The following is a 22,371-nucleotide window of genomic DNA, read 5'->3' as shown; positions in this document are numbered from 1 at the left end:
CTAGAAAGAATTAAATTACTACATTATAATCAGGGTTTTAATTCGCTTTATATTAATTATTGGCGAAGCCATCACGAATCAATCATTTTCATTATAGCTTGTGAAGAAAGGTTTAATGTTTTTTCCTTATAATAAAAAAAGTCCCTTAGTCATAATGACTAAGAGACGAATTAACCGCGTTACCACTCTTGTTGATAGGCAGTGCACTTACCTATCCACTCAAACCCTTAAGGCAGGCGCTACCTATTATCATACTTAAGTTCTGATAATCTTCTCCAAAGCTCTCTTCACTCTAAACTTTATTATTAGGCTTACACCATACCCTAACTCGCTGTAACTCCATTTAGGTTACTCTCTTTTTCATAGAATTTTCTTTTTCAAATTATTAATAAGATTATAGTCAGATAATTTACCTTTGTCAATAATAAATTTCAGAATTTTTTAATTTTTGTTCATGTTTTTATTTATAGCTGCTTTATAATATTATTTCTCATGCATAATTTATAATCTAAAGTTTTTTCTTCATTTTTAAACTTAACTTGTACCATATCCCCATCTTTACCCACAATTCTTCCATTTCCAAAACTTTTGTGATAAAGTTTATCCCCAATTTTAACACTTTTCATCTCTTCTTTTGTGGGGTTTTTTATATCATTCAAAAATCTTGATTCATAAGCTTTTTTGCCGTATTTATTTAAGGGAGAACTTAAGGTTAAACTTTCTTCTGCACGAGTCATGCCTACATACATAAGCCTTCTTTCTTCTTCTATTTGGTCAGCCTTTTTGTCATCATCATCAACATCATAAGATTTTTCATGAGGAATTGTTCCTTCATTAATTCCTATAATATAAACATATCTGAACTCTAGTCCCTTGGCACTATGCATGGTAGTAAATACTACTCCATCTAATTCCTTTTTATACTGATTTTGCTCCAATTCTGACTTAACTTTTTCTATATGATCTAAATATTCTTCAATAGTTTCAAAGTTAGATGCAGAACTTTCTATCTCATTCAAAATTTCTATTAATCCATTTGTCTTTATTTTTCTATTAACACAATAATCTAAAATATACTTATCATAATCTAAGGTTGTTCTTATATATGATATGGCATCTTGTGGACATTGATGTTTTAAATAACTTATATCAATATCCAAATCATTTATAGTTTTCACTTGCTTTGGATGAAGATTACATTTTGTTATTAAAGCATTTACAAAGTCTTTGTCTTCTTTAATTTGATTCAAATTATCTCTAGATATATATCTAAAAGGTTTATTAATAATTCTTATCCAATCCTCATTACTATGTTTTTTTACAGCAATTTTTAAGTAAGACAGTATATCCCTCGCTGCCCAGTGGTCGTATATTGTCACTATTGAGTCTTTTATAGTAAAAGGTATCCTCATGTCCATAAACACATCTACAAGGGCTCTAGATTGAATATTTGTCCTGTAGATCACTGCAAAATCCCTATATTCTACATAATCCTTTTTAATTTTTTCTAAAATTTCTTTTCCAATTTGAATTGCCTCATCTTCTGAATCCTTTGGTTTAATATAATTTACTATTGCACCTTCACCTTGATTGCATTTTATAGTTTTATCATATCTGCTCACATTTTTTTCTATTAATTTATTAGATACATCAATTATTTCTTTTTTAGATCTGTAATTAATATCTAACAAAATCTTTTCTGTCCCTTTAAAATACTCTTCAAACTGTAATAAAAAATCAGGTCTAGAACCTCTAAATCCATATATACTTTGGTCTTCATCTCCTACAACAAATATATTGTTATTTGGATTTGACATTAGTTTTAGTACTTCAAATTGCACTCTATTTATATCCTGGAACTCATCTACTAAAATATATTTATAAACTTGTCTAACCATATCTAAAGCCTGTTTATTTTGGTTCAACAAATAATAAGTTCTCAGCAACATATCATCAAAATCTATTTTTTTAACTTGCTCCTTATATTCTTCGTACATATTGTAAGTATTTATAAATTCATCTTTTGTTAAAATTTCTGATTCAAAATCTTGCTTGTCCATTAGCTCATTTTTAACATAAGAAATCTCATTTATAACTTGTCCAACTGTTTCATCATCTTCGCCATTTTCTACTTTTAAATTTTTAAGTATGCCTCTAATAGTATTTCTTTTTGTTTTTTCATCAAGAATACTATTCATCTCGTATTTTCCAAAATATCTTAAAATTTTATAAAAAATAGCATGAAATGTTCCAAAAGTAACTTTATTTATTCTACTATCCTTGCAAATTTGAAGAGCTCTATTTCTCATTTCCATGGAAGAGTTCTTTGTGAAACTTATTGCTAATATCCTTGTTGGAGGAATATTTTTATTCATTATCATATTGGCTATTCTATAAGTTATAACTCTTGTTTTACCTGACCCAGGCCCAGCCAATACCATGCATGGTCCTTCTACATGCTCCACTGCTTTTCTTTGATTTTCGTTTAATTTATCTTTATCAATCATCTTTTCCCACCTTGAAGTATTTGTCTATTTATTTATAAAATTACATTTACTATCATTTCTATTTAATATATGATTAAATTACTTTATTCAACGTCTATTATAGTACAAAATTGAAAAAAGGAGAAATATCATGAAAATTATAGAAAAAATATTAATAGATGAAAAATTAAACATGAATAGTAACACCTTTATATTCGACATTGAAACTACTGGACTAAGTCCAAAATTTTGCAAAGTTATTTTAATAGGTATTCTATATAATTGCCAAGATAAGACTGTTATTAAACAATTTTTTGCAGAAAATGAAGACGAAGAAAAAGAATTGCTTCTAGCTTTTGTTGATAATATTAAGTGTTTCAAAAGACATGTGACTTATAATGGTCTAAGTTTTGATATAGGATTTGTAAATTATAGATTAAAAAAACACCACATTGATTTTAATTTAAATAAAGAAGATGACTTTGATATTTTTAGATTTATAAAATCATTTAAATCTCCCTTAGGCTTAGAGGATTGTAGTTTAAACTCAGTTGAAACATACTTTAATATTCATAGAGATGATGTTATAGATGGTGGAGAAAGTGTAAAATTATATAAAGAATTTGTTAAAAACAAAGACCGTAAGCTTTTAGATACTATTCTTTTACATAATTACGAAGATATTTATAATTTAAGTAAACTTGTAAATATTAAAGATTTAGTAAGAGAAAAGTTGGATTTAATAGAACTAGGTGGCATTAATTATAATCTTAAAGTTTTTCCTTTAAACTATAAAATAAATGCAAAAAAATTATGTATTAATTATTTTATTTTCACTGGAGAACACCATAATATTTCAATATACAACGACAATTATTCTATAATATGCCAAAATAATAATATTTCTCTGGAAATAAATATCAATAAAGGTATAGATAGAGATAAAAATAACATATTATTTTATAATTTATCGAAAATTATTCCACTTAAATTCAATGATCATATTTTAGAAGATAATATTTATTCTTTATGTGATTTTATTATTAAAAAAGAACTTAATAATATTTAAAATTTATAAAGATTATATACTTTATTTTATAAATAAAGAAATGATAATAGTAATATATTTGTATTTTATTTACTATTATCATTTCTTTTATAATTTTTAATTCTAATTAATTTACTTGAACTTGCTATTTATTTAAACATTTTTCATGCCTTGGTATTATTTTTGATAGTGGAAAAACAAAACATAAGATGCCTAATAATATTATTACATAATATAAAGTAGAACTAATATTTCCTAACTTAGGTATTATTAATACTCCCATTAAATTAAACACTATATGTAAAATAATGTTTCCTAAAAGTGAATTATATCGCATATATATTAGAGCTAAAAATATACCTAATATAAATGTATATATAATTTGATCAATATTTCCATGCCACAATCCAAAAACTAATGCTTGTGCAATAACTGCAGATACTATCTTATGATTATTTTTAAGATATCCAAATATAACATGTCTAAACATTATTTCCTCACATATAGGAATTAATATTATCACTGATATCATTTGTAAAACTGAAAGACTTATAGGTTCTAACTGATTTTCTACATTCATTACTTGAGTTAACAATTGAGCTAACTTAGGTAGGACAATACTACATCCAACTCCAAATAAACTAATATATATTATATTTCTTAAACTTATTTTCTTAAAAATATTTCTATCAAATACTTTTTCTTTTTCATTTAATAAATCCATTACGTTTAAGGTAACAAATTGACCCATAAAGGATATTATATATATATATTTACTTATTTCATAACCGTCTTCAATACAAATAACTACTATTTGTGCAATTATTCCTATAGTCATTTGAAGTGATAAATATAACCCTAGACATACTCCTAATGATTTAAAAAACTGTTTCATATTTTTACTTCCCCCTATTATAAAATAGTAGATAATGTAAACTTATAACTTTTTATAATAAAGGTCAATATATCTCGGTTGAATAGTGTGTTTTTCATGGTCAACAGTTTTGTGTATACCATTTATTCCTAAAAATCTACCATTTAAGCATTTTTTATATATTTTGCTTTTATTCTGATACAATTATTATAAAATAGCGTTTTATTATGAATGAGTGTATCAAAACACCTAAAACAACATATACAACTCACAAGGGAGCTAGATTATGAATAATGCAATATTTATAAAGGATTTAAGAATGAAATTTGAAGGAAAAGAAGTTTTAAGAGGAATAAATCTAGAAATAGATAAAGGAAATATAATAGGATATATAGGTCCAAATGGAGCCGGAAAAAGTACAACAGTTAAAATAATACTAGGACTTGTGGAGGGCTATAGTGGAACAATCCAAATATTCGGTGAAGATATATCAAATGGAAATGATGAATATAAAAAAAGAATAGGATATGTGCCTGAAGTGGCAGAAACTTATGAAAGTTTAACTGCTCGAGAATATTTAACATTTATAGGCCAACTTTATGGACTGGAATATGATATTGCGGATGAAAAAGCTTGTGAATTAATGGATATATTAGGAATAAAAGAATATTATGACTCAAGAATTAGCTCTTTTTCAAAAGGTATGAAACAAAAGGTAGTTATAATATCTAGTTTAATACATAATCCAGATATACTATTTCTAGACGAACCTTTAAGTGGATTAGATGCAAATAGCGTAATGATAATAAAAGAAATTCTAATGAGTTTAAAAGAAAAAGGTAAAACAATCTTTTACTCTTCACATATCATGGAAGTTGTAGAAAAGATAAGCGATAGAATAATACTTTTAAACAATGGAAATATTGTTGCCGATGGTAAATTTGAAGATTTAAAAGAAAGTGTACATGAAAAATCTCTACAAGAAGTATTTAACAGCCTGACAGGATTTAGTGAACATAAAGAACTTGCAGAGAAATTCATATCCATAATAGAGGTGTAGATTATGATGAATTTTATTACACTAAAAATACTTGATAAATTTAGATTTTTATATGAAAAACTAGGTGTTGACTATGATGATATGAGATTAATACTAAATACAAAACTAACAATATATTCAAGAGAAAAATCTAGCATATTAAATAATTGTCAGTTTATGGAATTTCCATCTCAATATCTAACGTTATTACTATATACTCTTTTTAGTTTTTGTACTATGTTAATTATGATAATAAATAAAAATGTTTTTTTAGCAATGTCTGTATACTTTTCAATGTTCTTATTTTTTATGTTTACAACAGTTATGTCAGATTTTTCGTCTGTAATATTAGATATAAAAGATAATGGTATATTAGCTACTAGAGGTGTCAACCTAAAAACATTAAACGCCTATAAATTAACACATGTTATGATCTATATAATAAATACAAGTTTATTATTAAATGTATTTGGATTAATTGTATCAATAAAGTATGGATTAATGTTTCTTTTAGTCTTCTTAATAGATATAATACTTATGGATATTTTTATAATTATTATATCTGGACTAGGTTATCTTATAGTATTAAAAATATTTGATGGTGAAAAACTTAAAGATGCAATCTGTATTATACAAATAGTGGTTGCAGTCTTGTTTAGTGGATCTTATTTTTTTATTGATACTATAACGGAAAATATAAATTTAGTGGAAAACATGGATATTGGTATAATAAGTTACTTTTTCCCGTCTTTTTGGTTTGCAGCTCCACTTGAAATAATATCAAAAGGTAATATGGATAAAAATTTATTTATACTTTCTTCCTTTGCTTTAATTATACCTATAATATCATTTTTAATATATATGAAACTTACACCAGTATTTGAAAAAAAACTTCAAAAACTTAATAAGGAAAGCACACGTAAAAAAGTAAAAAATCATAATTTAACAATGAAATTGAGTAAGGTTATATGTAGGGATAAAGAAGAAAGGATATTTTTTAATTTTATTTCTAATGTAATGAGAAAAGATAGAGATTTTAAACTTACAGTCTATCCTCTTATTATAATGAACTATGTACTTCCTCCTTTAGTTTTTTGTTTTCGTTGTAGTGATGATTTTATAAATTCATATTTATATCTATTTATATATATGTGTTTGATGAGTATTCCTATAATATTATTTGAGTTAAAATTTTCTACAAATTACAAAGCCTCATATGTATATACAACTACACCTATAAAGAATGAAATTTGTATATATAAAGCATGTATTAAAACTTGCTTCATTAATATAATAATACCTATTTTTTTAATTCAAAGTATAGTTGTTATGTTTATTTGTAAAGTAAATATAATTCATCATATTATCATTATATTTTTAGCTTCAATATTTATATCTATAATGTCATTTAAAATGTTAAAAAAAACTATGCCATTTTCTTATAAATTGAATCCATTTGATAAGAAAATCAATCCACTTAAAAGTGACGCAGTACTAGAATATTGTTTAATTGACATTTTAATATTTATTATGGCAATTGCTCACTTTCTTATTTCACTTACTGGCATTTATGGAATTAGTATTTATATGATAGCTATTTTAATATTAGATATAACTTTATATAAATCAACTTTTAGAGTATGTAAAAATAAGATGTAGATATTAAATTTCTACACCTTATTTTTATATTTAATCCTCATATAATATTTTATCTAGCTGTTCTTTGTATTTATTGCTCATTTTAATAATTGAAAAAATAAATAAAGCAATGGAAATAATTATAGCACCAATACTTATTACTATATTACCATTCATTACAGTAGGTATTACAAGACTTCCAAATAAATTATATACCATATGCAAAATTATACATCCTATCATGGACTCACTATACATATAAATTAAGCCTAATGCTATACCTAATGCAAAAGTGTAAATTCCTTGCACAATATTCATGTGATAAACTCCAAAAGCTAAAGCTTGTAAAACAACTGCAAGTACGATGTTATAGTTATTTTTTAAATATGTAAATATTATTCCTCTAAAAAGTAATTCTTCACATATAGGAATTAAAATAACCATCAGTAACATTTGTATTAAAGAATTATTTGATTCCTCTATCATATTACTTATATCTGAATAACCTTGGAATACCAAAGTTAACATTCCTGCTAATATAGACAAAATAAAACTAATCCCTATTCCAAATAATACAATATATACAATCTCTTTTTTATCTATTTTTTTTATATCTAATTGTTCTAATAATCTCTTACCTTTTACATAGCTTAGTGAGTAATATAAAGGTAAAAAAATCACATATGCAAAAAAGGTTGGCAAAAATATAAATTGCTTTAATTTTTCTAGATCATCAAAAGTTATCATGAAAATTAGTTGAATAACAGTCATAATTGCTATAACTATTAATGGTAGACCTATACATATTCCTATTGATTTTAAAATTTTCTTCATTTAATCACCTTACTAAAATAAACCATTAGTATAAGCTAAATATACTGCTAAAACCCAATTTAATAAACTTAAAACTAAACCTATTATACTTAAAATCAACCCTATTTTATACGCCTTGAATTTTTGTTCTTTTAATCTCTTTCTAGATACCAATATTCCAAAAATACCTGTTATAACACCTATTAATGGTATGAACCATGAAAATAAGTTTACTATGCCTAACACCATAGGTGCTTTATATCGTTTTTGTTCCTGAATTTGACCTTCCATAATTTACCCCTCCCTCTTTTATAAATCGTATCTATTATTACCTTATAGTCGTTACCAATAATTATCAATATATTTAATCTAAATAGTATTTTTTTTGGTATGAATGGTTTTTGATTTATCATTCATGTTAAAAATCATACCATTCACACAATTTGTATTACTTTTTAAAATTTTTGTGATAATATTATCTCGAATTAAAAATTTATAAGAAGGTCTTATCATGGAAGAATTAAAAATTGATGAATTAGAAACAGTTAATGTAGGAGACGCACTAGTAAGTTTTGTTGTTGGTTATTTAGGCAGTAAAGCTGTAGATGCTTACGGCAAATATGTTTTAGGAATAGGAGTGAATAAAAATGGTAGAACTCAAGGTAGAAGTAGAGGATACTTTTAAATTCAACAGTAAGATTATTAAAAGTATTAATTGTTGTCATTAGTATATTGGGATTGCTTTTCAAATTTTGTTATAGACCTTTTATTTATAAAAATAATCTTTCTGATTTAGGAATAGCTGATTGTTCTCCTAACTTTTTTTTGTAATGTTTATATCATGTGTTATCATTGCTTTTAAAATTTCTCAAAGAGAAAACATTACTATTAAAAAAATTAAGAACATAGTTTTTTTCTCTATGCTAGGTATTTTAGTATATGAATTAGAACAATTATTTTCAAATATGACCTTTGATTTTTTTGATGTAATATCAACAATATTAGGAGGCATAGTTATATTTTTTATCTTAAAAAAATGGCTTATTACAAATTATACATAACAGTATGAAGTTAGATTTACACAAAAATCTCTACAAGAAGTATTCAACAATCTTACAGGATTTAGTCAACATAAAAACCTTGCTGACAAATTAATTTAATAATCATTATGATTTTTTCTATTTCAAATTTCATTTATGAAATTAATAAATATAAAAAATATCTCTACTTAATTTTGAACTGCCCCCTGTCAAGTGATAGGAGTCATTTCAATTTTTATATTATTATTTAAAATAATTTCAACAACATATTGTTTCTTTGATGTTCTTATAATTAATGTTTTAATGAGTTTTATTCTACATCAAAATAAAAGCACACAAAATGTGAAATAATAAAAAGCAAAGTGATAAACATATACAGTGTTTATCACTTTGTCATACAATTTTAATATATTAAATTAAAATTAATCATACTATGCAAAAATTCACCTAGATTTATATATCATGATAAGGAATCATAATCTTAACAGTAAATATATTTTCAGAATGACTAACAATTAATTCTCCAAAATATTTTTCAACTGTACTTCTTACATTATTAAAACCTATTCCATGCATATATGAATTTTTTTTATTAGTTAAAAATAAATTCTTTTCTTGCTTAATTTCGTTTGTTTTAGTATTTTCAATTAAAATAATACAAAACTCATCTATATATTTACTTTTTAAAATTATTTTCTTAGATATATTATAAGAATTTACTTTATCACAAGCTTCAATTGCATTATCTATTAAGTTGGAAAATATAGTGCATACGTCCACCATATCAATAAAATCACTCTTAGAAAAATCCATATCAACAAGAAAATCAATGTTTTTTTCCATACATATTGATTTTTTAACTCTCAAAATTGAGTCTAATATCATGTTACCTGTGTATGATTCTTCATTTAACTTATTATAATTTCCTATATTACCTTCCAGGCTATCTATATACTCTAATACTTTGTTTCTATCTTTTTCTTCACACAAGTGTCTTATACAAATAATATGATTTTTCATATCATGGTATAGAGATCTCACTTTATTTTTTTCTTTATTTATATCTAAATAATAATTATATTCTTTAAGTACATTGTCTTTAATAATCTTATTCTCATAATCTAATTTATAACTATCTATGCTTTTTCTGATTATATAAAAAGTACAAACATTGTAAATTAATGTTGAAATCGTTATAGCTATCAAAATTACAATACAATATTTTATTAAAAGTTTATCTATTGCTATTATTCTAAATACGATTATTAATATTAATATATTTATTATTATAGGAGTGCATATAACAATGTATGTTACTTTTTTACATGTATTTTTAATGTTTTTCAATTTTATCATTTGATTGAATATTTTGCCTATAACTATCATAAATATATTTTCAATTATCATACATTCAATTTCAACAATTAGTGAATCTGTATAAAAATATTCAGTTAAATCATTGTAATTTATATTAAAAGCCAAATATAAGCTAATATTTTCAATAGGTATATATACAAGAAACCAATATATCAAACTAATTAAAAAACACTTTAAAATACTTTGTTCATAGTTAATTTTATAAAAAATAGTACAAATAAGTATAAATATTATTTCATTCTCAAACTCAAATACAAGTATAAAAATAGCAATAAAAATAATAATTATATAATTAATACGTTCATTAAACTTTTTACAATTAAAATTATCCAATATTGATTTAAATAAAATTAAATATGATAATCCAGTAGTAAAGCTTAATGTATTATAAAAGGAATTGCTTATATCCATCATATTAAGCTTCCTAATACATCTGTGATTTTTATTTTTAAATCTTTCATTTTATCTCTACTAACCAGTATTTCATTGTTTTTTATAAAAACTGAGTTTTGAGCAATAGAGTTTACTTTACTTATATTTATTAAATAGGCCCTATGACACCTGTAAAATAAATTTTCTTTTAACTCTTTTTCAATTTTTTTAATACTAGATCTTGTTTTATATATTTTATTATCTGTATGTATTAATGTAAAACCAGATTCTGTCTCTGCATATAATATAGAATTTATAGGAATAATAACTGTTTTTCGTTCATCTTTTTCTTTTATTGTTATATATTTTTCATTATTGTTCACAATATCATTTTTACACTGAATTAAATGCTTCGAAAAGTCCTTATAATTTATTGGTTTCAATAAATATCTAAATGCCCTTACTTCATACCCCTCTTGTATAAAATCCCAAAAAGATGTGGTAAAAATTATCATTACATTACTATCAAATAACCTTATTTTTTTAGCAGTTTCAATACCATTCATACCTGTCATTTTAATATCTAATAAAAGTATATCTAATTTCTTAGGATATTTTTTTAATAACTCTTCACCACCACTGAACTCTACCACTTCATAGGACTCACTAAAAAATACTTTCCCCAGATAATCCCTTAGTATGTTCCTATGTATTGCTTTATCATCACAAATGGCTATATTAAAAATCATATATATGCCCCCTTTTGCGACTATAAGAATCCCCTCTTCATAATAGTCCTTTATTTTATTTTGTTAAATTTTCGTAAAATCCAAAATTAATTTTACCATATTTTGTATTTATGTTCAATTTGATTGGTGCATTAATTCTAAATCATAAAATAATTGATTTGCCTAATTGACTGATTATTTCTCTTTTATACTTCTATAAAAGTCTATAATACTTGTTGGGTACTCCCTTATCATGTAATATATCCGACTTGATAAACTGCTTGTGGAACATAGACCTTCATTATCAATTCCTAGCATGCTAGCTATAAATCTTCCCCTAAATAAATGATAATCACTAGTAACGATTAAAGCTTTATTTTCTAATTTTAAATCTTCCATTATCTCTTTGCTAAACATTATATTTTCTAAAGTTGTAGTTGCTTTATTTTCTAATATTATATTGTTTTTATTTACTCCATTTTTTACAAGATAATTTTTCATTGCCCATGCTTCGCTCATCACTTCGTCCTTACCTTGGCCACCAGATACAATTATATTTAAATGTTTATTTTCATTGTAGTACTCAATTGCTTTGTCTAACCTTTGCTTTAGAGTCTTAGACACTCCTTCTTTATTTACTTTAGCTCCTAAAACTATCATCGTGTCCATACTATTTGTAGAATTTACATCCTTGGCTTTGTGCATATTTATGATGATTGCACTTTGCAATAAAATAAACGATGTTATAAATAATATCATTACTGTTTTATAAATTTTGTATATTATTTTTGTATATTTATTTTTATAATCAATATTTTTAGCACTTATTAATAAGTATATAAGTATCATTGATACAATTACAAATACTGTAGAAAAGCTTAGTCCCCATTGAGATAATGCTAATATTATTGGAATACTTAGTACTATAAGTAATTTTATATTTTTATTCACAACTATTCTCCCTTTCAATTTACGATTATCCGTTATTTGCAGTCAATTATAGCATACTATATTAAAATTCAAAAAGGAGTGATTTAGTCAATGTTAAAGTATTCACTAATTCACTCCTTAATTCTAATTTTTAATTATTTATTAAACAGTAGATGCCATTTCTGATATATCTTCTATCATACATGAAGCACTCTCTTCATTTGTCATTACTACTAATAAGTCCCCTGCATAAATTTTTGTATCTCCCCTAGGCAAAATTTCTTTTTCACCTCTGTGTATTGATACAACTAAACAATTTTCAGGCCATTGTATATCTTTTATTTCTTTATTATCTAGATCACTATATATGTGTACTACTATTTCTATTAATGTTTTCTTTCCTGCTCTACCTTCATACTTATTAGTTCCTTTAGCTAAGATTCTACTAAGTAAACTTTCATAAATTGGCTCAGAATTTAAAATATCTGAAGTTAATTGAGAAACTATTACAACTACAGCTAAGGCTAACAAATGATTTAATGAACCTGTCATTTCAGAAATTAACAATATGGCCGTGATAGGTGCTTTTACTATTGATGCAAAATGACCTGCCATAGCAAGAACAATAAAGTTTACTAAATAAACATCTGGTATTCCTAAATATTTAACATATATAAGTCCTACAAAATTACCTACTAAGGCTCCTAAAACTAGTAGTGGGAAGAATATTCCTCCTGGAACTCCAGATCCAAAACTAATAAATGTAAATAGGAATTTTATAATTATTAATGAAAATAAAAATATTAAAGTAAATTGACTTTCTTTTAAGGTCATGATTAAATCATGGCCTCCACCTAAAACTATAGGACATAACATTCCTATTATTCCTGTCATTACAAAAGGAATAATACATTTTATCTCTACAGATGTGTTTAATTTTTTATATAGATCCTGAGTTTTTAAAAGACCACTACTGAATATAACTCCACTAACACCTATAATTATACCAAGGATTATCAAGCCCCAATAATATTTTAAAGGTAGAGAATTTAATTTTGAAAAATGTAGGGACGGTGCCATACCAAAGAAATTTTTTGAAATAAAATCAGCAGTTAAAGATGCTATCATTGCTGATAATAGTACTAATGGTGAAAAATTTTTGTGAGTTTCCTCCAAAGAAAACATTACACCTGATATGGGTGCATTAAATGCTGCAGAAAGGCCTGCACTTGCTCCACTTGTTATTAAATACTTCTTTTCATTTTCTAATTTTTTACTTTTCTCAGAAATTCCCTCACCAATACAAGCTCCCATTTGTACCGATGGTCCTTCTCTTCCAAGAGAAAGTCCTGCTCCTAAACAAATTAACCCGCCTATAAACTTATAAACCAATACCTTAAACCAATTTTGTTTTAAGTTTCTAGTTAATATTCCCTCAACTTGAGGAATACCACTACCGCTTATCATAGACTCTTTTTTTACCATTTTACCAACTATAAATCCTAAAAAAATTAAAATTAAAAATACAATAGGTATTAGTATTATATTTTCTGTAGCTTTATTGTATAAATTTATAAACAGGGGGCTTGCTTTCAATAATAGTATTCTGTGTATTACAATTACTAATCCCACTATAATACCTATTAATAAAGAATCCATAATTAATCTGTATTTTAGATTTTCAAGTCGTTTTAACATATTATATACTCTGTCTTTCTTTGTATCCATAATATCTCCTTTCAAATCTAATTTTAAACATATTTCATTAAAATTACAACCAATTGACAAGAATCTTATATACGTTAATTTAATATAGCATAATAGAATATATGTTTTTGCAAATAATAAATTTAACAAAATCATCTTAGAAAGGAAAATCATCATGACCGAGAATATTTCTGCAGTTAGTTCTAATGAGCTATTACTCGTTATGGCATCAATATCTGTACTAGGCATAATTGGTGCTTATATAGGAGAAAAATTAAAAATCCCCGATGTGGTTATATATTTATTATTTGGAGTTGCTTTTGGACCAACTTTTTTTAATTTGGTAAATATTAATTCATTTCCTGTGGCAAATGAGTTTATATTAACATTTGGCTCTGCTTTTATTCTATATGAAGGTGGTAGCGAAATTAAACTTAAGGTTTTAAATAAAGTAAAGATAACCGTTTTGTTATTATCTTCTTTTGGTGTATTTTTAACTGCTGCAATAATTGGAGTAAGTTCAAATGCTATATTAAATTTACCTCTTCAAACCAGTATTTTGCTAGGTGCTATAGTAGCTTCAACAGACCCAGCTAGCTTGATACCCGTATTTAAGCAAGTAAAAATTCAAAATACACTAAAACAAACTATTATTAGTGAATCTGCATTTAACGATGCATTTGGGGCTATACTTTTTACTTCAATTTTAGCAAGTATAACTTTATCTCAAAAATCTAGTTTACTGGAAACTAGTTTGCAACTAGTATTTATGATTACAATCGGATTACTTGTAGGAACTGGCGTGGCGCTTATTGGAACAGCATTAGCATCTACAAAAATTTACGGTATTTTTGGTAAATATGAAGCAATAATGTCATTGGCAGTAGTAGTCTTTGCCTATGAAATATCTGAAAGATTAGGTGGTAGTGGTTATATGTCTGTTTTTATAGCAGGTTTAGTAACAGGCAATAAAAAACTTTTTAATTTATGGATAGAAGATGATATATATATAGAAGGTGTCCACTTTAGAGAGACAATTTCAACAATTGCAAGAATGGCTATATTTATAGTTCTTGGTACTCATTTAGACTTAAATTCATTAGTTAAATACGGCTGGAAAGCTTTTTTAATAGCATTAATTTTAATATTTATATCTCGTCCTATTGTTGTTATAATTTGTACATCACTTGACGTAAAAGCTAAATGGAGTAAAAATGAAAAATTATTTATGATGTGGGTTAGAGAAACTGGTGTTATACCTGCTGCACTATCAGGAATTGTGGTCTCAAACAAAGTCCCTGGATATGAAATTATATCATCTACAGTATTTATGTGTATAGTTATAACACTGTTAGTCCAAGCTAGCACAACCGGTATTGTTGCTAAAAAATTAAATGTATTAGAGGAATAGTTTTTTACATATTATTTCATATATTATATAAAAAGTATTAACTAGTGGATATTTATGAGGAAAAATATATAAATCAATAATTTAACTATAATAAAAAAGACTATGGAACAACTTCCATAGTCTTTTAATTGGCGGAGAAGGAGGGATTCGAACCCTCGCACCGGTTTAATCCAGCCTAATCCCTTAGCAGGGGATCCTCTTGAGCCACTTGAGTACTTCTCCAATACTATTTCATTATATTATATGAAAACCTTTTTGTCAACTATTAGTATTTATTAAATATAATTTGTTCTCAATATTTAATTTTATTATTAACAAAAGCAAAGAAAATTTTCATATTCTTTGCTTTTTATCTTAAATAACTACATATTTTTTTTAGCTTCTAATAACATCTCATTAGCTTGTTGCATACATACGATTGCTTTTTCTATATACTCAGCAGTTTCTTCTTTACCCATTTCTTTTGCTTTGTTTACCCATTCTCTAAAACCTTCTTCATGAGATTGGTTATGGTTAACCCAGTGTACTAATAAAATGTTTAAAGTTTTTTCATCTTTACTTACTTCTTCCTCGTGATTATGACAGTTTCCTCCACAACCACATTCAGCATGTACATGATCGTGCTCATGATGATGACCTTCATGATATAAAGCTACATTTTTATTAAACATTTTAAACTCCCCCTTATTTTATATTAAATTCTCTTTTTATTATTTTAATCGTATCTTTAATTAATAATGATAATGGTTTGCCTTCTATACCTATTACTTCAAAATTTTCTGGCATTATTGGTAATAATATTTTAAACGCTTCGCTATCACATACGGCCTCACTTATGGTACTTGTTACTTCTCCCATCATGGTATTGGGCATTACAATCGAAATAGGCGAAACAATTATATTGGCTTTTTTTGAAGATACTACTATGGCATTTTCTCCTGTTGCACCTTTATTTGCATGGGCCTTCATCATGGCACTTGTAGCTATTGAATTTGTACCTAATGCATATATTTCCATATACGATGGTAGTTCTTCTCTTAACGCACTAACTACTTGAGCTCCTATACCGCCACCCATTCCGTCTATTACTGCAATTATCATATTTGACCTACCTCTAATTTGATTTTTATTTTTCTGCTAAAATTATTTTGTGGTCCATTAATCTTATTTCTTTAATAAAACCATCAACTATTTTTTGTTCTCCCAACAAATCTGTTAAGTAAACCTTTCCTTCAGCTGGATCTACGTTTACCACATTTTCCATTACTTTTTCTAATTGATTATCTTTTCCTAACACAAATGCAGATGATTCACACATATAAAAATCCCCCTTAACTATATAAATCTAATCAAAAAAAGATTTCTAAAGGCATTACAATACCATAAGAAACCTTCATGATTTCACTTACAAATTTTTCTATTAATATAAGTATATACTCATATTATTTGCAAGTCAAACACTTAAGTACAATTTATTTTCTACAATAAAAAGTATTGCAAAAAATCCTTGTTTTCCTATTGTATTTTACTAAATTAGACATATATTTGATTTTCTTCATGAGAATGTAATCCTGTAAATCCATCTTCATGTATATGATTATTACCTACCCCATTTATATGCTCATGAGTATGCATAAAAGACACTTGTAGTTTTTTGTTAATTGGATTTTTACCTACATAAGCATTTACTCCAAATATTTCTTTTAATGTTTGGGCTGTTATTACTTCTTCCACATTTCCAAATTTTTTTATTTTCCCATCTTTCATAACTATTAAATAATCACAATACATAGATGCTATATTCATATCATGTATTGCCGATAATGTTGTTATTTTCATACTTTTTACCAAATCCATTAACTGTATTTGATACCCTATATCTAAATGATTTGTTGGTTCGTCTAATATTAAAAAATCTGTATTTTGTACTAATGCCCTTGCAATTAAAGCTCTTTGTTTTTCTCCCCCTGACAAGTTTGAAAAACTTCTATGACTATAATCATCTAAACCTACTTTTTTTAACATTTCTGATACCATTTTTAGATCATCCTTAGAGTAATCTTCAAAAACCGATTTATAAGGATATCTCCCCATTTTTACTATTTGCTCCACAGTGAAGTCAAACTGGGAATTACTTTCCTGGGCTAATACAGCTATTTCTTTTGCACATTCTTTATCTTTCATTGTAAATAAGTCTTTATTATCCAAAATTATCTTCCCACTTGAAGGTTTGTATAATCTATATATATTTTTTAATAAAGTAGATTTTCCTGAACCATTTGGCCCTATAATACCTACAAAACTTCCTTTAGGAACATCAAAGGATATATCTTTCAATATTTCTTTATTATCTATACTAAATCTTAAATTTTTCACTTGAATTTTTTGCATTATTCTTTTCCTCCAAAGTCATAATTTCTGTTAGAAATTAAATATAAGAAGAATGGACCGCCAACTAATGCTGTTATTATTCCTATAGGTATTTCTATTGGTGGGAAAAGCCCTCTTGCAAATACATCTGATATTATTAAAAATATTGACCCTACTAAAGAAGAAAGTACTATTAACTTTTTATGATCATTTCCTCCAATAGTTCTACACACATGTGGTACTACAAGGCCTATAAATCCAATTGCACCTGTTATTGCAACTAAAGATGATGTCAATAATGTGGCTAAAATTAATATGGTAGATTTTATAAACTTCACATTTATACCCAAAACTATAGCATTATCATCTCCTAAAAGCAGTATATCTAAAGATTTTGACATTATAAACACTATTATCATCACTATAACTAATATGATAAAAGGAAGTAATAATACCTCCCATTTTGCTCCACCTAAACTACCAACAGTCCAAAACAACGCATTTTTAGCTTGATTGGAATTTTCTGCTGAATATATAAGTAAATTAGTTAATGCTGAAAATATTGTTGATATGGCCATTCCTGTAAGCACAAGTCTTGTTGTTGATGTTGTCTTTCCCATTTTAGTTCCTATTGCAAATACCAATACTCCTGATATTATAGATCCAACAAATGCACCTGCACTAACACTGTTAATTCCTATTGCTGATATTCCTCCAAGAACAATTACTCCAACGGCTCCACAAGATGCACCTGACGATATTCCTAATATATATGGCTCTGCTATTGGGTTTTTTGTCACACATTGCATCATAACACCACAAAGGGCCAATCCAGCTCCACATATGGCTCCTAATAATACTCTAGGAAATCTAATTTCCCATATTATATTTTGCGTCATAACAGTTCCCACGTCACCAAATAAATTTCCTTTTGTTAACTTATTCAGTAGTACTTTGTATACTTCTCCAGGTTCTATGTATGTACTACCCACAGCAATAGCAATAACTACTGTTGCTGCTAATATGACTGTTAACAACAGTATCCAAAACAAGAAACCTTTCTTATTAGAAAGGCTTTTATTTTGTTTTATTGATATTTCCATTATTTATTTTCTCCATGAAAATATCCATACATTTCTTCTATTAACTTAGGATTTCTGATACCTGGAGATAAATCTGCTAATCCTACAACATATATCTTATTATTTTTTATAGCTGATACATCTTTTAATGCTGGATGAGATTTTAAAAACTCAATTTTGTCTTTAACTGGTTCTCCAGCCATAAAATCAGTTACTAATATTACTTCTGGGTTTTGTGATACTATACTCTCAAAAGAAACATTTATATATGGTTTTTCTGCATCTTTTCCAAATATATTACTTCCACCTGCTAACTCAATTAAATTATTAGCAAGACCTGATCCAACTACCATGGCGTCTTTTTCTCCTGAATCATATACCATCATTTTTACTCTATCTTCATCTTTTATATTTCCTAATTTATCAGTTACTGATTTTATATCATTTTTCATTTTATTTATTACTTCTGTTGATTTATCTTGAACACCAAATATTTTTCCAAGTAGTTCAAAATCTTCATAAACAGTCTCTACTGTAGCATCTGCAGAATAGGATTTAGCCATAAATGGTGCTATATCCTTTTCAATAAGTTCCTGTGGAGACCCTGTTGTTTGCTCGCTTATTGATGAGTCCCAACCACTAACAAAATCTGCTCCTGTAGCCATAAATCCTTCTTTTGCTACAGAATGCCCCTCACCTATTTTAAGTTGTGGTATCTTTTCATAAGCTTCCTTAAATTCTGGAAGTATTGGGTTATCTAAAAGTGCTGTTCCTATCATTCTATCTCCTAAATCTAATGCAAGTAACATCTCTGTCATAAATTGTGATAAAGTTACAGCTTTTTGTCTTGGAGTTTCTACTTTTACATCGTAATCTTTTGCTCCATCAGAATATGTATACTCTACTTTTTCAAAGTTGCTTGATTCAACTTTAGTTTCTGGTGTTTCTGTCTTTTTATTATTAGATGAACACCCAACAGCACCTAATGTTAAACTTATTACTGATATTACTGCTAGAACTCTTTTTAAACTTTTACTTTTTGCCATAAAATTTTCCCCCTAAAATTACTCTTCTTATGTTTATTAAATATAAAAGACCATGAGATTGTATATGTCAATAAAGACATATAAAACCTTCATGGTCTTAATTACTGTGTTTATGCTGTTATTATGTAGCATTAAATCTTTTCTTAGCTTTTTTCTCATATTAATCTTCTGATAAATATTTAGCACTTCTTGTGCTTTATTCAATAATAATATAACATTTATTACTTTATATGTAAATAATGTAAAACATTTGCAGAATATTAAATATTATACATAATACTACATTTTTTTATTTTTATACAAAATACGACACATATAATTTATTTAACATTATAAAAAAGCTATGAATTACGCAGTTTTACTTGATTCCATAGCTTTTTTATCTGTTATAAATTATTATTTTCATTCTAAAATTTCTTTTACTGTTGGGAACTGATCTATATTAGTATGTGGCAAAAAGCACGCTGACACAAATTCATCCATATATGTAGGATATACACTTAACTCTACATATGTCATTTGAGATGCAATTTCTTCTAGTTTGTGTCTTGCATTTGAACTTATTAAGCTTAAATATGATCCAACTAATGAACTATTTCCTATATACTTAAACTTACTTCTTTCTATATCTGGAAGCAAACCTATTAAGATTGAGTTTTCAATATCAAGGTTATTTCCTATTCCTCCTGCTATATAAACATTATCAACCACTTCAAAATCCATGCCCAAACTTTCTACAAGCACTGATGCTCCTGAATATATAGCACCTTTTGTTCTGATAAAATTATCAATATCTACCTCATTAATAAACAAATCATTTTCCAAACCTTCGTAGTCTTCTTTAAATGCTAAGATATATTCACCTATATCATGTTCATTAAATCTGACTCTTTTATTATCTAACTCTCTTTTTATTTTTCCTCTTCTGTCAATTATGCCTTTAAGTAGCATCTGACATATTAAATCTATTATACCTGAACCACAAATTCCTATAGGTGTACATTCGCCTATTATTGTTAATTCAGGTTCTAAAGTATTTTCGTCTATACTAACTTTTTCTACTGCTCCATCTGATGCTCTCATACCACAACTAATTCCTCCACCTTCAAAGGCTGGTCCTGCTGAGCATGCACAACACATCATAAAATCTTTATTTCCAAATACAATTTCTCCATTAGTACCAAGGTCTATGAATAATGTATTTTCTTCGCTAGCCCATATTCCTGCTGATAATACACCTGAAGTTATATCTCCACCTACATAACTTGCCACGTTTGGAGCTAAGTATATTAAAGCACTTTTATTAACATTTAATCCTACATCTTCACCCATTAAGTTTGGTGATTTTAAGTATGGTGGAATATATGGCTCTAATCTTAAATAGTCAGGATATATGCCTAAGAAAAGCGTAGACATTGTTGTATTTCCAGATAATACAACTCTTACTACGTTATTTTTATTTATGCCTGCACTTGTGTACAGAGATTCAATTAATGGATTTAAAGTATCCTCTATAATTGCTTTTCTCATAATTTCTAAATTGTTTTTTCTAACAGCAAATACAATTCTATTAATTACATCAGCACCATATTTTATTTGTGCATTTCCTGAAGATGCTTTTTCCACAACTTCATTAGTAATTAAATTTACTAAGCAAACAACTACAGATGTTGTACCTATATCTATAGCTAGTCCATATAGTTCCCCTTCTTTATTTCCTGGTTCTACATTTAATATTGTAACCTTATTTTTCTTTTTAACATAAGTTAAAGTTATTTTAAAATTATCTTCTCTTAATACTAATGGCAGTTTTTTTAATATATCTAACCTAAAATCTATTCCATCAATACCCAAATCTTGTCTTACTTGTCTATCTAATCTGTCCACATCGCTTATATTGTCATCTAATGAAGGTTCATCTAATTCAATGTATTTTTTCTCCACATTAGTACTATAAGAAAATTCATTTTCTTCTATTATACCTCTCGCTCTATCAAATAATTTCTTATCTACTTTTTTCCCTGTACCCTCAATTTTCATGCCATGCATAGAAGATGAAAGTTTAGATGGAACATCTACAACAATATCTTCTGTTACTTCAGTTGCACAAGCTAAAATATATCCTTGTTCATATTCTTCATCACTAATATGTACTGTCTTTTCTGTATCACATTTCCCCTCTAATAACTTTACTTTACACTTTCCACATGATTGAGATCCATTACAAGGCGCATCTATAAAAATATCTGCTTTTCTTGCTACATCCAGTAATTTTTCTCCAAGTCCACATTCTACTTCCTTGTTATGTGATTTAAAAAAAACTTTAGCCATTCTACCTCACCCCAATAAATTAATTTTAATAATCACTCAACCTTATATATTACTAAAATATGTATAAAATACCCTTTTA

The 22,371-nt window shown here is 26.5% G+C and carries 20 protein-coding genes, 1 tRNA gene and 1 other annotated feature; of the genes, 5 read left to right on the top strand and 16 right to left on the bottom strand.

Features of this window, described 5'->3' with window-relative positions; genetic code table 11:
- Positions 1 to 158: 158 nt before the first annotated feature.
- Positions 159 to 373: a binding site (T-box leader), on the bottom strand.
- Positions 374 to 464: 91 nt separating this feature from the next.
- A complete protein-coding gene (locus K0040_RS05965) occupies positions 465 to 2,507 on the bottom strand; it encodes an ATP-dependent helicase (protein ID WP_228108007.1) in 2,043 nt (680 codons plus the stop codon).
- A gap of 130 nt (positions 2,508 to 2,637) precedes the next feature.
- Here K0040_RS05965 and K0040_RS05960 point away from each other — a divergent pair, with 130 nt between their 5' ends.
- Positions 2,638 to 3,555, top strand: coding sequence for a ribonuclease H-like domain-containing protein (locus K0040_RS05960; protein ID WP_228108006.1), 918 nt, complete (start codon positions 2,638 to 2,640; stop codon positions 3,553 to 3,555).
- Positions 3,556 to 3,679: 124 nt separating this feature from the next.
- Here the strand turns inward: K0040_RS05960 and K0040_RS05955 are convergent, their stop codons facing one another.
- Positions 3,680 to 4,429 carry a CPBP family intramembrane glutamic endopeptidase gene (locus K0040_RS05955; RefSeq protein ID WP_228108005.1) on the bottom strand — a complete coding sequence of 250 codons (750 nt, stop codon included), beginning with the start codon at positions 4,427 to 4,429 and terminating at the stop codon, positions 3,680 to 3,682.
- 265 nt (positions 4,430 to 4,694) lie between these two features.
- Here K0040_RS05955 and K0040_RS05950 point away from each other — a divergent pair, with 265 nt between their 5' ends.
- Both K0040_RS05950 and K0040_RS05945 read left to right on the top strand, forming a co-directional pair.
- Positions 4,695 to 5,468: an ABC transporter ATP-binding protein gene (locus tag K0040_RS05950; RefSeq protein ID WP_228108004.1), complete on the top strand. Its 774-nt coding sequence runs from the start codon at positions 4,695 to 4,697 to the stop codon at positions 5,466 to 5,468.
- A 3-nt stretch (positions 5,469 to 5,471) separates the two neighbouring features.
- The gene (locus K0040_RS05945; RefSeq protein WP_228108003.1) at positions 5,472 to 7,106 is read left to right on the top strand and encodes a hypothetical protein; all 1,635 of its coding nucleotides are present in this window, start codon (positions 5,472 to 5,474) and stop codon (positions 7,104 to 7,106) included.
- A gap of 30 nt (positions 7,107 to 7,136) precedes the next feature.
- Here the strand turns inward: K0040_RS05945 and K0040_RS05940 are convergent, their stop codons facing one another.
- Positions 7,137 to 7,919: a CPBP family intramembrane glutamic endopeptidase gene (locus K0040_RS05940; RefSeq protein ID WP_228108002.1), complete on the bottom strand. Its 783-nt coding sequence runs from the start codon at positions 7,917 to 7,919 to the stop codon at positions 7,137 to 7,139.
- A gap of 12 nt (positions 7,920 to 7,931) precedes the next feature.
- Positions 7,932 to 8,189, bottom strand: a complete 258-nt coding sequence (locus tag K0040_RS05935) for a hypothetical protein (protein ID WP_228108001.1) — start codon at positions 8,187 to 8,189, stop codon at positions 7,932 to 7,934.
- Between the two features lie 220 nt (positions 8,190 to 8,409).
- Between K0040_RS05935 and K0040_RS05930 the strand changes: the two genes are divergently transcribed.
- Complete coding sequence (locus K0040_RS05930; protein ID WP_228108000.1) at positions 8,410 to 8,583, top strand: hypothetical protein; 174 nt, start codon at positions 8,410 to 8,412, stop codon at positions 8,581 to 8,583.
- A gap of 808 nt (positions 8,584 to 9,391) precedes the next feature.
- On the opposite strand, the gene K0040_RS05925 is transcribed toward K0040_RS05930, so the two are convergent.
- From K0040_RS05925 to K0040_RS05910, 4 genes are all read right to left on the bottom strand, one after another.
- Positions 9,392 to 10,729 carry an ATP-binding protein gene (locus K0040_RS05925; protein WP_228107999.1) on the bottom strand — a complete coding sequence of 446 codons (1,338 nt, stop codon included), beginning with the start codon at positions 10,727 to 10,729 and terminating at the stop codon, positions 9,392 to 9,394.
- Positions 10,726 to 11,436 carry a LytR/AlgR family response regulator transcription factor gene (locus K0040_RS05920; RefSeq protein WP_228107998.1) on the bottom strand — a complete coding sequence of 237 codons (711 nt, stop codon included), beginning with the start codon at positions 11,434 to 11,436 and terminating at the stop codon, positions 10,726 to 10,728. The genes K0040_RS05925 and K0040_RS05920 overlap by 4 nt, the downstream gene beginning before the upstream one ends.
- Before the next feature lie 174 nt (positions 11,437 to 11,610).
- Complete coding sequence (locus tag K0040_RS21035) at positions 11,611 to 12,366, bottom strand: YdcF family protein (protein WP_228107997.1); 756 nt, start codon at positions 12,364 to 12,366, stop codon at positions 11,611 to 11,613.
- Positions 12,367 to 12,507: 141 nt separating this feature from the next.
- Entirely contained in the window at positions 12,508 to 14,073 is a 1,566-nt protein-coding gene (locus K0040_RS05910; protein ID WP_228107996.1) for a ClC family H(+)/Cl(-) exchange transporter, read from the bottom strand.
- Positions 14,074 to 14,227: 154 nt separating this feature from the next.
- Between K0040_RS05910 and K0040_RS05905 the strand changes: the two genes are divergently transcribed.
- Positions 14,228 to 15,463: a cation:proton antiporter gene (locus K0040_RS05905; RefSeq protein ID WP_228107995.1), complete on the top strand. Its 1,236-nt coding sequence runs from the start codon at positions 14,228 to 14,230 to the stop codon at positions 15,461 to 15,463.
- 129 nt (positions 15,464 to 15,592) lie between these two features.
- On the opposite strand, the gene K0040_RS05900 is transcribed toward K0040_RS05905, so the two are convergent.
- The 8 genes from K0040_RS05900 to acsV form a co-directional block, all read right to left on the bottom strand.
- Positions 15,593 to 15,685, bottom strand: a tRNA-Ser gene (locus K0040_RS05900).
- A 140-nt stretch (positions 15,686 to 15,825) separates the two neighbouring features.
- Positions 15,826 to 16,134, bottom strand: coding sequence for a DUF8180 domain-containing protein (locus tag K0040_RS05895; protein WP_228107994.1), 309 nt, complete (start codon positions 16,132 to 16,134; stop codon positions 15,826 to 15,828).
- Between the two features lie 13 nt (positions 16,135 to 16,147).
- The gene (locus K0040_RS05890; RefSeq protein WP_018592077.1) at positions 16,148 to 16,564 is read right to left on the bottom strand and encodes a DUF3842 family protein; all 417 of its coding nucleotides are present in this window, start codon (positions 16,562 to 16,564) and stop codon (positions 16,148 to 16,150) included.
- 25 nt (positions 16,565 to 16,589) lie between these two features.
- Positions 16,590 to 16,781, bottom strand: a complete 192-nt coding sequence (locus K0040_RS05885) for a CooT family nickel-binding protein (protein WP_074919938.1) — start codon at positions 16,779 to 16,781, stop codon at positions 16,590 to 16,592.
- A gap of 215 nt (positions 16,782 to 16,996) precedes the next feature.
- Positions 16,997 to 17,854, bottom strand: coding sequence for an ABC transporter ATP-binding protein (locus K0040_RS05880; RefSeq protein WP_074919939.1), 858 nt, complete (start codon positions 17,852 to 17,854; stop codon positions 16,997 to 16,999).
- On the bottom strand, positions 17,854 to 18,936 hold the full coding sequence (locus K0040_RS05875; protein WP_228107993.1) for a FecCD family ABC transporter permease: 1,083 nt from the start codon (positions 18,934 to 18,936) through the stop codon (positions 17,854 to 17,856). Before K0040_RS05875 ends, K0040_RS05880 begins: the two co-directional genes overlap by 1 nt.
- Positions 18,936 to 19,961: an ABC transporter substrate-binding protein gene (locus tag K0040_RS05870; RefSeq protein ID WP_228107992.1), complete on the bottom strand. Its 1,026-nt coding sequence runs from the start codon at positions 19,959 to 19,961 to the stop codon at positions 18,936 to 18,938. Before K0040_RS05870 ends, K0040_RS05875 begins: the two co-directional genes overlap by 1 nt.
- 402 nt (positions 19,962 to 20,363) lie before the next feature.
- A complete protein-coding gene (acsV, locus tag K0040_RS05865; protein ID WP_228107991.1) occupies positions 20,364 to 22,292 on the bottom strand; it encodes a corrinoid activation/regeneration protein AcsV in 1,929 nt (642 codons plus the stop codon).
- Positions 22,293 to 22,371: the final 79 nt, after the last annotated feature.

The sequence above is a fragment of the Terrisporobacter petrolearius genome (genome assembly GCF_020748185.1).
GTDB lineage: Bacteria > Bacillota > Clostridia > Peptostreptococcales > Peptostreptococcaceae > Terrisporobacter > Terrisporobacter petrolearius.
This window is presented reverse-complemented; position numbering and strand designations above follow the sequence as displayed.